13 protein-coding genes are annotated in these 12,547 nt (G+C 56.5%); 7 read left to right on the top strand and 6 right to left on the bottom strand.

Annotation, left to right across the window (positions count from 1 at the left end; genetic code table 11):
* Positions 1–16: 16 nt before the first annotated feature.
* On the bottom strand, positions 17–385 hold the full coding sequence (rpsF, locus tag V7665_RS00585; RefSeq protein ID WP_335662590.1) for a 30S ribosomal protein S6: 369 nt from the start codon (positions 383–385) through the stop codon (positions 17–19).
* A gap of 162 nt (positions 386–547) precedes the next feature.
* Between rpsF and V7665_RS00580 the strand changes: the two genes are divergently transcribed.
* Positions 548–697: a hypothetical protein gene (locus tag V7665_RS00580; RefSeq protein WP_335662589.1), complete on the top strand. Its 150-nt coding sequence runs from the start codon at positions 548–550 to the stop codon at positions 695–697.
* A 70-nt stretch (positions 698–767) separates the two neighbouring features.
* Here the strand turns inward: V7665_RS00580 and V7665_RS00575 are convergent, their stop codons facing one another.
* From V7665_RS00575 to V7665_RS00560, 4 genes are all read right to left on the bottom strand, one after another.
* Positions 768–1,649, bottom strand: coding sequence for an SH3 domain-containing protein (locus V7665_RS00575; protein ID WP_335662588.1), 882 nt, complete (start codon positions 1,647–1,649; stop codon positions 768–770).
* Between the two features lie 197 nt (positions 1,650–1,846).
* Positions 1,847–2,935, bottom strand: a complete 1,089-nt coding sequence (locus tag V7665_RS00570) for a helix-turn-helix transcriptional regulator (RefSeq protein WP_335662587.1) — start codon at positions 2,933–2,935, stop codon at positions 1,847–1,849.
* Positions 2,936–3,026: 91 nt separating this feature from the next.
* Positions 3,027–4,304 (bottom strand): acyl-CoA dehydrogenase family protein, encoded by a 1,278-nt coding sequence (locus V7665_RS00565; protein ID WP_335662586.1) that lies wholly within the window; start codon positions 4,302–4,304, stop codon positions 3,027–3,029.
* Positions 4,301–5,704, bottom strand: coding sequence for a phosphotransferase family protein (locus tag V7665_RS00560; protein WP_335662585.1), 1,404 nt, complete (start codon positions 5,702–5,704; stop codon positions 4,301–4,303). The genes V7665_RS00565 and V7665_RS00560 overlap by 4 nt, the downstream gene beginning before the upstream one ends.
* A gap of 118 nt (positions 5,705–5,822) precedes the next feature.
* Between V7665_RS00560 and fabD the strand changes: the two genes are divergently transcribed.
* The 6 genes from fabD (at position 5,823) to V7665_RS00530 (ending at position 11,480) form a co-directional block, all read left to right on the top strand.
* Positions 5,823–6,758 carry an ACP S-malonyltransferase gene (gene fabD, locus V7665_RS00555; RefSeq protein ID WP_335662584.1) on the top strand — a complete coding sequence of 312 codons (936 nt, stop codon included), beginning with the start codon at positions 5,823–5,825 and terminating at the stop codon, positions 6,756–6,758.
* Positions 6,759–6,817: 59 nt separating this feature from the next.
* Entirely contained in the window at positions 6,818–7,561 is a 744-nt protein-coding gene (gene fabG, locus V7665_RS00550; protein ID WP_335662583.1) for a 3-oxoacyl-[acyl-carrier-protein] reductase, read from the top strand.
* A gap of 115 nt (positions 7,562–7,676) precedes the next feature.
* The gene (locus V7665_RS00545; RefSeq protein WP_335662582.1) at positions 7,677–7,913 is read left to right on the top strand and encodes an acyl carrier protein; all 237 of its coding nucleotides are present in this window, start codon (positions 7,677–7,679) and stop codon (positions 7,911–7,913) included.
* Positions 7,914–8,065: 152 nt separating this feature from the next.
* Positions 8,066–9,322 (top strand): beta-ketoacyl-ACP synthase II, encoded by a 1,257-nt coding sequence (gene fabF, locus V7665_RS00540; protein ID WP_335662581.1) that lies wholly within the window; start codon positions 8,066–8,068, stop codon positions 9,320–9,322.
* A gap of 4 nt (positions 9,323–9,326) precedes the next feature.
* Entirely contained in the window at positions 9,327–10,298 is a 972-nt protein-coding gene (mltG, locus tag V7665_RS00535) for an endolytic transglycosylase MltG (protein WP_335662580.1), read from the top strand.
* 108 nt (positions 10,299–10,406) lie between these two features.
* On the top strand, positions 10,407–11,480 hold the full coding sequence (locus tag V7665_RS00530; protein WP_335662579.1) for a TIGR00341 family protein: 1,074 nt from the start codon (positions 10,407–10,409) through the stop codon (positions 11,478–11,480).
* Between the two features lie 34 nt (positions 11,481–11,514).
* Here the strand turns inward: V7665_RS00530 and V7665_RS00525 are convergent, their stop codons facing one another.
* A complete protein-coding gene (locus tag V7665_RS00525) occupies positions 11,515–12,486 on the bottom strand; it encodes an NAD(P)H-dependent flavin oxidoreductase (protein ID WP_335662578.1) in 972 nt (323 codons plus the stop codon).
* Positions 12,487–12,547 lie beyond the last annotated feature (61 nt).

The raw sequence follows: 12,547 nt of genomic DNA, 5'->3' as shown, positions 1-12,547 counted from the left end.
TAACTCCTTCTCTGGCTTAATCTTTGTCGAAATCGCGGCGCGGTTTGCGTTCGCGTTCGCGTTCCGGTTTGCGCATCATCACGGACGGGCCTTCTTCATGCTCGTCGACGCGGAGGGTCAGAAAACGGATGACATCTTCGTTGATCCGGGTCTGGCGCTCGAGTTCCAGGATAACGCTGCCTGGTGCATCGAGACGCAGCATGACATAATGTGCCTTGCGGTTCTTCTGGATCTTGTAGGCGAGCGTACGCAGGCCCCAGGTTTCGGTCAAAACGACCTTGCCTTCATTGGATTCTACAATTTTGGTGGCTTCCTGCGCAAGAGCATCAACCTGAGACTGGCTCAGATCCTGTCGCGCAAGGAAGACATGCTCATACATTGGCATGCAATCATTCCTTCATTTACCGCCGATCGCTGACGCCGCACCATGCTGACGCCCCTCCGGCTTTCTTCGTTTTCCGTGCGATTCGGGCGGACCCAATCACGCGGAAGCGGCGCCTATGGCGGAATTGATGGCCGAATGCAAGGGCCGTAGATGGAACACATAATGATCGTTTGCGATGTGAGCGATGAAAATGTCGCTATTGTTTCATTCAAGCGGTTGGCCCGGGCCAGCGAGACCATAGATATCATGGTCAACAAAGCGGCCATGGTGGGGATTTTAGTGCAGTTTTACCCTAAAGCTGCTCGGATATAGTATCAGAAAAAAGGGCGCTCTCCGGTCGGAAAGCGCCCTTCAACGATGGAATCTGGCGATCGGGTCGCAATTATCGCAAGTCTTCCACCGAAACCCATCCTTTCGTACCGTAATTGTCGCTGACCTCGACAAACAGCCCGGTCTTGTTGCCGGTCGGTGTCAATTCTGTTTCTGCACGCAATGCGCGCACCGTGTCGGCATTGGCATCTGCTCTGGCGTATAGATTCGTATCTACCACAACGGTATATGTTGCGCTCGCTTTGGCTGCAGGTGCTGCTGTCTCCACCGCTGACAATGCACCCGCCTGAGAGACGACGCTGTTATAAGCGATGATGAAGGCCTCGGTCAGCATTTTGCCATTTTTGGAAGCCGCATAGCCGGCGGCATCGGCTCCAGCGACCCAGGGGGTACTGCCAGCAAAAGACAAGGTGGATTTTTTGACCTCTCCGGTGCCCGCTACCAGGGTCTGGCCATTGGCCGGGCTGACCCCGCGGATACCAGCGGCGACGACCTTTTTCTTGCCGCCAAGGCCACCGAACATGCCGATCAGCGCGCCGGCTCCCGGAACACTGCCCAACATCTGTCCCGCTGCGCCCGAACGGACGAAAGCGTCTGTCGCGAGGCCCTTGGCGGTCTGGATGCCCTGATCGACTTCTTCCTTGTCGCCGGCGATCACATTGACCAGAAAATTGGCCGGTGCTGCGCTCGCCGCACTATGAACCTCAAAACATCCGGATTCCCGGGCAATGGCTGCCACCAGTTCGCGGGGACTGCCCAGTCCGAATTTGCTCCAGCCCTGGGTGTCGCCATCGACCACGGCGATCGTGCCATAGCTTGAATCGCAATGGGTGAGTTCAACCGGTGCGCTCTTTGCCGCCTGGGCCGGTGTGCTGCTGGCGATTATCGCCGCAAAGGCGATGGTGGATGTTGAAACAAATATTGACCTGATCATGATATTCTTGCTCCCATTGCGAATGAAACAGTTTTTCATGTTGAAAAACATGGTCCCCCTCAGAGGAACCGTGCGACTATCTATGTGCTGGGATAAAAGCCGTTTCATCATTCAAATGAATGAAGGCCGGGAATATAATTGATCATTGGAACGCAGCGACAGCGGCGGTCGATTGCCTTCACACCTGCGTCAGGCGCTTATCTGTCCTGGGTCTCGTCGCTTTGGCCAAGCGCGATATTGGCGAGCAGGCCGACCAGTTCCGCCTGCCGGCCACAACCAGTTTTTTCGAGGATGCTGCTCAACTGTGATCGCACGGTTGTGATCGACACGTCACCGTCTGCGGCGATCTCGGTCAGCGTCTGGCCTTGCATCAGACCCTTGGCAATCCGGGTTTCAGCCATCGTCAAGTCGAACAGGCTTCGCATCAAGTCAGTCGACGGCGCCCGTGTCTGGTCGAGCGGGGTAAAGAATAACAGCGCATAGCTATTGGCAAAAATATCATGGGCCGCCAGCTTTATTGGCATGACATGGCCAACGAAAGCCGCATTGCCATCTGTGTTGCGGATCGGAAAGGAAAGGCTGTCGGTGGCAGAAACGCCATTCAGTTTTTCCAGTGCGCTGGTCAAAAAAGCCCCCGCGCGACGATCCGAAAAAGCCACACGCCGGCCTGGCTCGTTGAATTTCACATGGTCGGTGACGGATTGTGCCCGGTCATTGGCTTCGACAAACTTGCCCTCGGCATCCAGAACCAGAGCCGGCAGACCAAATCTGGAAAGGGTTTCGCTGGCGCCCTGCACGCGTTGCAGGCCCAGCCTTGCCGAGACAAAGGCGCTGCGCAACAAATGGGGACGCAGCGCATTCAGCCGGTCTACGTGATTTCGCTCGATCGGCCCCTGTTCCAGCTGGCGTTCGATGCTGAAGACAATATTGTCGCCCGTCGGCATTTGCAAAAGCGTTCCCGCCGACCAGCCCAGACCGCGCGGATGGAAAAAATCCCGGTAAAAGGGATTATTGGCCAGTTCCTCTTTGCTCCAGAAATCCTGCTCGACGAAAAATGTCGGCTGGGATTTTTCGATCATGCACATCCGGCGGGGACATTTTCCCAACCAGCCATCTTTGACATAGGTCTCAAACGCATCGAACACATTTTGTGAAGCGGTCCAGTTCACCGCTTTGCGGGCCGAGAAAAGCATGCCGCCGATGGAATCGGTCAATATCGCCAGTTCATCCAGAACAGCAGGCCAAAGCTCCGGAACCACGGAACATTCATAAATACGGTCAATCAACTTTTCCTGCATCGTCTGAACTACCTGATTTTGTGAAATTCCCTGATCAAATATCGAATGGCCAATTTAACGATGCAACGTCAGATTGCCACTATTTCTTCTTGTTCAAAAAGCCGAACATATCGCCGCCAATCTTGCGCATCTGGATTTCTTCCGCGCCCTCGGTGATCCGGTAGCGGCGGTGATGCCGGTAGATATGCTCGAACGGCTTGTGGCGGGAATAGCCCATGCCGCCGTGGACCTGCATCGCCCGGTCAGCCGCATCACAGCACAGGCGGTTCGCGCGATAATTGCACATGCTGACCTGGGCCGAGAGATATTGGGCGACATCTGTTTTGGGCATGGTGTCCATCTTCGCAGCCGTCGCGTAGATCAGCTGGCGCAGCATCGCCGCCTCGGTGTGCAGTTCGACAAGCGGGAATTGAATGCCCTGATTGACCGATAAGGGCTTGCCAAACGGTTTGCGTTCGCCGGCATATTTGACCGACTCATCAATACAATATTGCGCTGCGCCGAGCGATGAGGCGGCCTGGCGGATCCGGTTTTCATGGACGAAATGCTGGGCGCAGGCGAGGCCCATGTCGAGATCGCCGAGCACCGCATCGGCAGGAATCCATACATTGGTGTAGGAACATTTCGGATGATCGGTGGGCATGTTGAATGTCCACATATATTCGCCGATTTCAAAGCCTTCGGCATCAACCGGCACGATGAAACAGCCAATGCCGCGCGCGTCGCCATCCTTGCCGCTATGCCGGGCAAAGGTCATCACATGCGACGCCTTGTGCAGCCCGGTGGTCCACATCTTGTTGCCGTTGATCAGCCAGCCATCGACCCCGTCGCGGGTTTCCGGCACCGCCGTCGTGTCCATCCAGGTCGCATCGGAGCCATGATGTTCTTCGGTCAGGCCGAAACACCAGCCCATCTTGCCCGCCAGCATTGCCGGGATATAATCGCGCTTCTGCTGCTCGGTGCCAAAGTCGCGCAGCATCAGCGGCTGCACCAGATTGCCGACGATCGAATTTTCATTCTGCAGGTCGTTGTGCAGGCCGAGTCCCTTGTGCGCGAGATGTTCGCGGATCCGCGCCATGCCGAGATTGGTGCCGTTCTGGCCGCCAAATTCCTCGGGCAAGGCGTAACGGAAATGACCGGCAGCATCGGCGATCTGCCGCATTTCCACCAGCAACGCTTCCCATTCCTCGGTTGGCAGGCCCTGATTTTCCCAATTGGTCCGCGCATCTTCCCGCCGGTGATCGAAGAAACGGATATTGTCATCGCGCTGCTCCAACGGCTTGATCTCGGCCTCGATGAACGCATCGAGCACGTCCAGATAATCTTCAATGTCCTGCGGGATTTCAAAATTGGTCATGTTGAGCTCCATTTGTTGAGTGCGACTTTCAGGCCGGCATATTTGGGTTGATCGATGGACAGCCGTTCCAGCGCGGACAGCCGCAAATGGTCCCAGACAGCTGCGGAGGTTATCGCGATGTCACCTTTTGAAAGTCCGCTGCAAAGCTGTCGATGATCATAACCGATAGCAGCGAGCCTGGCGCGGGCGGCATCCCGGAAACCGGGGCCCCATTCCACCTGCCGCCGCGCGATGCCGAGGGCATTGCCAGCGACGCGGGACTGGAATTTGTCATGACCTTGCAGACCGGGCAATACTTGCTTGGCGTTCCATTCGTCCAGCGCCGTCAGCAGCTCGCCATAGCCGGTCTCGCCGGTCACGCTTTCCGCTTCGGGCACCGACCAGTTGAGCGGGGTGGCTATGCTATCGGGCAAAATCTCTTCGAACAACAAGGCCAGATCAATCTCCACCTCGGACACGCGGCGGCCGATCACCGTGCGTTCCAGCGAGCGGTCGGCATGACTGCGCCAGATTTGGCCCATCACCATGCATGCGACTCCCCACCAGAGGGTGGAATAGATCAGCCAGAAGCGAAAGCGGTCCGGATCAACCTCGGCGCCGCTGGCGGTGGCATAAGCTGCCAAGAAGGATTCGGCGCTGTCAAAGCCACCGGCGGCCTTTTCATAATGACCGAATCGCCAGCTCGGCGTGCACAGATAGGCCAGATCCTGCACCGGATCGCCCAGCCGGACCAGTTCCCAGTCGAGCACCGCCGACAGGCCCTGCTGGTCGACCATCAGATTGCCCATCCGGAAATCGCCGTGGACCAGATATTTGTCGCTGGCATCGGGCGCATTTTGTTCCAGCCAGTGAAAGGCATATTCGTAGATCGGCATTTGGCCGCCAATTTCGTGATATTTTTCTTTCTGAACCCGAATCAGGTCAGCGGGTGAAAAATATTCCAGCGATTGGAGCAGCGGGCCTATCTCGATCTGGTGAATTGCGGCCAATTCCCTGGCGCATTGTTCGGTCAACCGGCTTTCGGCTTCGGCAAAGGCCGGATTGCCGAGAATTTTATGCGGCAGGGTTTCGCCCTCCGCCTTGGTCATGATGAAGCCTTCGCCCAGACCATCGCCAGGTTTCAGCCGACCGCGAACCTGGGGGGCGGTGACTCCGGCCGTCCGTGCCAGTTCGATGACATCCGCCTGCGTGGCGAGCGGGACTCCGCGCAACCCGTCATCATCCGGGGACAGGCCGCTGGGCAGGCGGCGCAGGACATATTCCTCGCCACCAAAGGAAAACGCCCAGCTTTCCATGCTCGCGCCGCCCGACAGCCGATGCACTTCTGTCAGTTCACCGCCGGCACCGAAGGTTTTGCCACAATATTCTGCAAGCTTTTGCTGGAACGTTTCATCGATCATGCAGGGGGTTTAATCAGACGATTAAAATTACGCAATGCTTTTACTACGCTACGGCGACGCTTGCATGACCGGTCAATCCTCCCTAATTCCGCATGATATTTTGCAATTGGGGGTCATCATGCGCGCATTTATTTTTCCGGGACAGGGTAGCCAGGCGGTTGGCATGGGCAAGGCGCTTGCCGAGGCGAGCAGCACCGCCCGTGAAGTTTTTGAAGAAGTCGATCACGCGCTGGAGCAGAATCTGTTTGAGCTGATGTGCGACGGCCCTCTGGATCAGCTCACCCTGACCGAGAATGCCCAGCCGGCGATCATGGCCAATGCCATCGCGACGTTGCGGGTGATGGAAAAGGATGGCGGTAAATCGCTGGGGGATCTGTGCAGCTACGTCGCTGGCCACAGCCTTGGCGAATATAGCGCCCTGTGTGCAGCCGGCGCGCTGAACCTGACGACAACCGCAGAATTGTTGAAATTGCGCGGCCTGTCGATGCAGAAAGCCGTGCCGGTGGGCGAGGGCGGCATGGCGGCCTTGTTGGGTGCGGATATCAAAAAGGCATCGGCGCTGGCCAAGGCGTCGGCGCAGGGTGAAATTTGTACCGTGGCCAATGACAATGACCCGACTCAGGTGGTGATTTCAGGGCATATGGGTGCGATTGAACGCGCCATTGCGGCGGTCAAGGATCATGGTATCAAGCGCGGTATATTGCTTCCGGTGTCGGCGCCGTTCCACTGTTCCCTGATGGCTCCGGCAGCCGAGGCCATGGAAGAAGCGCTGGCAGAAGCGAGCATATTCCCGCCGGTTGTGCCGGTTTTTGCCAATGTCACCGCAGCTCCGGTCTTCGACCTTGATGAAATTCGCAATCTGCTGGTCCAGCAAGTGACCGGAACCGTGCGCTGGCGGGAATCGGTCGGCAATATGGCGGAAGCCGGCGTCGATCAATTTGTCGAATTTGGCGGCAAGGTCCTGACCGGAATGGTAGGACGGATTGCGCCCGAAGCCGAAGCCGTCAGCCTGGTCTCATTGGCTGATATCGAGGCCTTTCTGAAAACTCTGTAGCAGCAGCAATCGATCTGTTTTATCTGGCTCTTTGATCTTGAATTTTGAAGGAATTTGGAATGTTTGATTTAAGCGGAATGACCGCTCTGGTAACCGGAGCATCGGGAGGAATCGGATCGGCAATTGCCAAATCCCTCGCCGCGCAAGGCGCAACAATCGCACTTTCGGGCACGCGCATGCACGTGCTGATGGAGATGATTCCCGAAATGGCCGGTGAAGGCCATATCGTCATGCCTTGCGATCTTTCCAAAGCGGAAGAAGTCGATGCTCTGGTCCCGGATACGGTGGCAAAGCTCGGCAAGCTGGACATATTGGTCAACAATGCCGGTATCACGCGCGACGGACTGGTGATGCGCATGTCGGATGCAGATTTTTCCGACGTTATCCGGGTCAATCTGGAATCGGCCTTCCGCCTCATCCGCGCCGCTGCCCGACCGATGATGAAGGCGCGTCATGGCCGGATTATCTCGGTCAGTTCGGTTGTCGGCGCGACCGGCAATCCGGGACAGGCCAATTATGTCGCGTCCAAGGCAGGCCTGGTCGGCATGTCCAAGGCTTTGGCGCAGGAACTGGCGTCGCGCGGCATCACCGTCAATTGCGTCGCGCCCGGATTCATTGAATCGCCGATGACCGATGCGCTGACCGATGCCCAGAAAGAAGAGATCAATCGCAAGATTCCGGCAGGCAAAATGGGCAGCGGCGACGATATCGGTGCCGCCGTGGTCTATTTGGCCAGCAAGGAGGCCGCTTATGTGACCGGCCAGACCTTGCACGTGAATGGCGGTATGGCGATGATTTCCTAGGCCTTTGCCTAAAAATTTGATCTCCTGTGCGATTTCGACTTCACGGACACTTGCAAGGCGCGCGCCACCGCACTAGGACGAAATTGAAATTCATTTGTAACAAAAAGGACCTCTCATGAGTGAGACTGCAGACCGCGTAAAAAAGATCGTTGTTGAGCATCTGGGTGTTGAAGCCGACAAAGTGACCGAAGAAGCTGCTTTCATCGATGATCTGGGCGCTGACAGCCTCGACATTGTTGAGCTGGTTATGGCGTTTGAAGAAGAATTCAGCGTCGAAATTCCTGATGATGCAGCCGAAAAAATTGGCACTGTCAAAGACGCCATCGATTTCATCGACAAAAACAAGGCTTAATTGATTTTGAGGTGCTGCCAGGGAATAGGGCACGCCTCGGGGCCAATGATCGCTGGAAGACAGTAAAGCGGCTCACCGGCCCGGGAGGAATGTCCTGAACCGGTGGCCGTTTTTGATTTCGGGCAGGGGAAGCCCGCAAGGAGAGGCATGATATGCGCCGTGTAGTTGTAACCGGAATGGGCCTGGTAACGCCGCTGGGCGGAGATGTGGAAACGACCTGGAGCAATATATTGGCTTCCAAGTCGGGCGCGGGAAAGATTACCCGTTTTGATGCATCAGATCAAAAATGCCATATCGCCTGCGAGGTCAAGCCGGCCGATCATGAATATGGTTTCGATCCAAATCTGCGCGTCGACCACAAGGTTCAGCGGCAGGTGGATCCGTTCATCATTTACGGCATCGATGCGGCCGGTCAGGCGCTTGAAGATGCTGGCCTTACGGATATGCCAGAGGAAGAAAGGCTGCGCGCCGGCTGTTCGATCGGTTCCGGGATCGGTGGATTGCCGGGAATCGAAAAAGAATCGATCGTATTATATGAACGTGGACCAAGCCGGGTCAGCCCGCATTTTGTCCATGGACGTCTGATAAATCTCATTTCTGGCCAGGTTTCGATCAAATATGGTCTGATGGGGCCGAATCATGCGGTCGTGACCGCTTGTTCTACCGGGGCCCACAGTATTGGCGATGCCGCGCGAATGATTGCCCTGGATGACGCCGATGTGATGTTGGCCGGCGGCGCGGAAGCGACCATTTGTCCGATTGGAATCGCCGGTTTTGCGCAGGCAAAGGCACTGTCCACCAAGCGCAACGATGACCCGACGGCAGCCTCCCGGCCCTATGACAAGGACCGCGATGGATTTGTGATGGGTGAGGGCGCAGGCGTCGTTTGTCTGGAAGAATATGAACATGCCAAGGCCCGCGGTGCCAAAATCTATTGCGAAGTTATCGGCTATGGCATGTCCGGCGACGCCTATCATGTCACAGCACCGCATCCTGATGGCACCGGCGCCTATCGGTCGATGGAAATGGCCCTCAAACGCTCGGGACTGACCACCGCTGATATCGATTATGTCAATGCGCATGGCACATCCACCATGGCCGATACGATCGAACTGGCTGCGGTCAAGCGTCTGTTCGGGGATGATCTCAAGACAATGTCGATGAGCTCAACCAAATCAGCAATCGGCCATTTGCTCGGTGGCGCGGGAGCCGTGGAAGCTATTTTCTGCGCTCTGGCCATTCGGGATCAGATCGTCCCACCAACGCTCAATCTCGACGATCCGGATGAAGGTTGTGAAGGCGTCGACCTGGTTCCCCATTTTGCCAAAAAGCGCAAAGTGAAAGCCGTGCTGAGCAACAGTTTCGGCTTTGGCGGCACCAATGCCAGTATCATCATGAAAGCCATCTAATATCATGCGCCGTCTCGGTTGCCTGATATTGGTGGCAGCGGCGATCATTGCAGTCCTGCTGGCGGGGAATTTCCTCTATGGCTGGAACGCCAGCGGACCGCTGGAAAATCAGCGCACGATCGTCATCAAATCTGGTTCGAGCCTGGCCATGGCCGCAAAGGTCATGGAATCGGAAGGTGTGATCAAATCCGCCGATGCCTTTTTGACCCGGGCCAAAATTCTGGGCGGATCGGAACCGATCAAGGCCGGAGAATTCGAAATCCCGGCCGGCGCCAGTAACGCGCTGATATTGGATATTCTGCAGGGCGGCAAAGCGGTGCTACGCCTGCTGACCATTCCGGAAGGCACCCCGTCAATCATCGTCTATGAAAAACTGATGGCCGAGAAACTGCTCAAGGGCGATATTCCGGTGCCAGCGGAAGGATCCATCCTGCCGGACAGCTACAGTTTTGAACGCGGCGAGCAACGGGCGGCCGTGCTGCTGCGCATGCAAAAGGCGATGCAGGATACGATTGCAGAATTGTGGCCGAAGCGATCGTCAAACACGATCGTCAAGACGCCCGAAGAAGCCATTATATTGGCAGCGATCGTCGAGAAAGAAACGGCACTGGCACGCGAAAGACCCACCGTAGCGGGCGTTTACAGCAACCGCATCCGCAAGAATATGATGCTGCAGGCAGATCCGACCATCATCTATCCGATCACCCGGGGAAAGCCGCTGGGACGCCGGATCCGGCAGTCGGAAATCGCACAGGTCAATGACTATAATACCTATGCGATGGTCGGCTTGCCCAAGGGTCCCATTGCAAATCCCGGTCGCGCATCAATCGAAGCCGTACTCAATCCGGCGGATACCAAAGCGCTTTATTTTGTCGCCGATGGCAAAGGCGGCCATGTGTTCGCCAATACGTTGGAAGAGCATAACCGCAACGTCGAAAAATGGTTCGCGCTGCGGCGCGAGCGCGGAGAAATGTAACGAGCCATCGGCGCCGAAGGTAACATCGATAAAGAGATACAGGCTTGACCTGATCTGGTTTGAATTCTTTGTGCCTTTCCATCGCCTCGCTGGCGGAAGGGACCCAATATGTCGGCAAGGCTGGTTCAAATAATCGTACCCGACACGGAAGTCCCGCGGGCAAAGTCAGTCATTGAAAAACATTGCAGCCGCTATTGGCAGGAAGCTGTTCTGGGAGGTCTCGAAAAATTCTCCTGCGTTGTGCCAGGCCGGGCGATTGAAGCGTTGATCGCCGAACTGGACGCGAATTTCAAGGATAGTGAAGGTTTTTCGGTGCTTGTCCTGCAGGTCGAGGCGGTTTTGCCAGAAATCCCTGAATTGGAGGCAATCGTCCCTGCCGGTTCCGGCGAGCAGAAACCACCGACCCGGTTGGAAGTTTTCTTCACCCGTGACCGGATCAGCACCAATGAGCTTTATGATGATATCGAAGCCAGTCTGGAACTGCGTCCCAACTATCTGCTGACGGTGATCCTTTCCGCGTTGATCGCGGCTTTGGGTATGCACAGCGGTCAGACAGCCGTGGTCATCGGCGCAATGATCATCGCCCCGCTGCTCGGTCCGACCATGGCCATGGCGATGGCCGCTACACTGGGGGATTCGGCGCTGGGTCGCCATGCGATTAGCACGCTGGTTGTCGGGATATTTGCCGCTCTGGCTTTCACATTCCTGCTCGGCATGTTCATCGAGGTCAATCCGCTGGTGCCAGAACTCAGAAACCGCACGATAGTGCATCCCGCCGATATCGCACTCGCGCTGGCCTGCGGTGCCGCCGGTGTCCTCGCGTTCAGTCGGGGTGCCTCGCTCTCGCTGGTTGGAGTCATGATCGCAGTCGCGCTGGTGCCGCCGATTGCCGCCGCCGGATTATTTTTTGGCAGCGGCGATCACATGCTGGGATTCAAGGCGCTGTTCTTGCTGGCAACAAATCTGGTGTGCATCAATGTGGCCGGCATTGTTACATTTCTCGTTCAGGGATTGCCGCCCAGAAACTGGCGGATCACCAGCGGCATATTCTTGATCTGGCTGCTCATTCTATTCCTGTTCGTCGGCCTGGTCGGCGGCAGGATTGCTATTGGCAGCTATGGACCAATTAACGTCTCTGGCGATTCGTCCTCCGTTCAGCAAGCTTCTCCGAATCCGGATTGATTGACTGACAGGATATCTCCGAACGAAGCTCGGCTCAATAATTGAACCGGGTTTTCAGGCTCTCGCGCGCGTCCCGATATTCGCGGGTAAACTGGTCGACCATGTCCTGAACGCTCATCACGTCGTTGATCAGCCCAATGCCCTGACCGCAGCCCCAGATGTCTTTCCAGGCCTTTTTCTCGGTATTGCCACCAGAACCGAAGTTCATCGTCTTATAGTCGCCCTGCGGGAGATTGTCGGGGTCGAGGCCTGCATTTTCGATCGACTGGCGCAGATAATTGCCCTTCACGCCGGTAAACAGGTCGGAATAGACGATGTCGGCGGCTTTGCCTTCGACAATGCCTTCCTTGTAGCCCTGATCGGCATTGGCTTCTTTCGTCGCGATAAAGGCGGAGCCGGCATAGCCGAGATCGGCACCCATTGCCTGGGCCGCCAAAATCGACGCGCCATTGCCAATCGAACCTGAGAGCGCGACCGGGCCATCGAACCACTCGCGGATTTCCTGCATCAATGCGAACGGCGACAAAGTGCCGGCATGGCCGCCGGCACCAGCGGCAACCGGAATAAGGCCAGTTGCGCCTTTTTCGATCGCCTTGTGGGCAAAGCGGTTGTTGATAATATCATGCAGAACGATGCCGCCCCAGCCTTTTACCGCTGTGTTGAGGTCTTCAATCGCGCCCAGCGAGGTGATTACGATCGGCACTTTCCATTTCGCGCAGGTCGCCATGTCCTGATCGAGCCGGTCGTTGGATTTGTGGACGATCTGATTGACCGCAAACGGTGCCGCCGGTTTGTCCGGATTGTCCCGGTTCCACTCCGCCAGTTCTTCGGTGATCTGGTGCAGCCATTCATCGAGCATGCTCTGCGGACGGGCGTTGAGGGCAGGGAAGCTGCCAACGATGCCAGCCTTGCACTGGGCAATAACCAGCTCCGGCCCGGACACGATGAACAAGGGTGAGCCGATAAGCGGCAGGCGAAGATTGTCAAAAATGGCTGGTAAAGTCATGATAACCCCGATTTTGAAAAAACATGCCACCGCATTAGCCGATGCGGTGGCATATTCTACT

The organism is Parasphingorhabdus sp. (assembly GCF_036964675.1).
Classification (GTDB): domain Bacteria; phylum Pseudomonadota; class Alphaproteobacteria; order Sphingomonadales; family Sphingomonadaceae; genus Parasphingorhabdus.
Note: the sequence above shows the minus strand (reverse complement) of the source record. Positions and strands in the feature narration are given on the sequence as shown.

What these genes read in the sequence shown, in the direction of transcription:
- V7665_RS00525 (WP_335662578.1), bottom strand. Translation starts at nt 12,486, where the DNA reads ATGACTTTACCAGCCATTTTTGACAATCTTCGCCTGCCGCTTATCGGC.
- V7665_RS00560 (WP_335662585.1), bottom strand. Translation starts at nt 5,704, where the DNA reads ATGATCGATGAAACGTTCCAGCAAAAGCTTGCAGAATATTGTGGCAAA.
- V7665_RS00575 (WP_335662588.1), bottom strand. Translation starts at nt 1,649, where the DNA reads ATGATCAGGTCAATATTTGTTTCAACATCCACCATCGCCTTTGCGGCG.
- rpsF (WP_335662590.1), bottom strand. Translation starts at nt 385, where the DNA reads ATGCCAATGTATGAGCATGTCTTCCTTGCGCGACAGGATCTGAGCCAG.
- V7665_RS00530 (WP_335662579.1), top strand. Translation starts at nt 10,407, where the DNA reads ATGTCGGCAAGGCTGGTTCAAATAATCGTACCCGACACGGAAGTCCCG.
- fabF (WP_335662581.1), top strand. Translation starts at nt 8,066, where the DNA reads ATGCGCCGTGTAGTTGTAACCGGAATGGGCCTGGTAACGCCGCTGGGC.
- fabD (WP_335662584.1), top strand. Translation starts at nt 5,823, where the DNA reads ATGCGCGCATTTATTTTTCCGGGACAGGGTAGCCAGGCGGTTGGCATG.
- mltG (WP_335662580.1), top strand. Translation starts at nt 9,327, where the DNA reads ATGCGCCGTCTCGGTTGCCTGATATTGGTGGCAGCGGCGATCATTGCA.
- V7665_RS00565 (WP_335662586.1), bottom strand. Translation starts at nt 4,304, where the DNA reads ATGACCAATTTTGAAATCCCGCAGGACATTGAAGATTATCTGGACGTG.
- V7665_RS00580 (WP_335662589.1), top strand. Translation starts at nt 548, where the DNA reads ATGATCGTTTGCGATGTGAGCGATGAAAATGTCGCTATTGTTTCATTC.
- V7665_RS00545 (WP_335662582.1), top strand. Translation starts at nt 7,677, where the DNA reads ATGAGTGAGACTGCAGACCGCGTAAAAAAGATCGTTGTTGAGCATCTG.
- fabG (WP_335662583.1), top strand. Translation starts at nt 6,818, where the DNA reads ATGTTTGATTTAAGCGGAATGACCGCTCTGGTAACCGGAGCATCGGGA.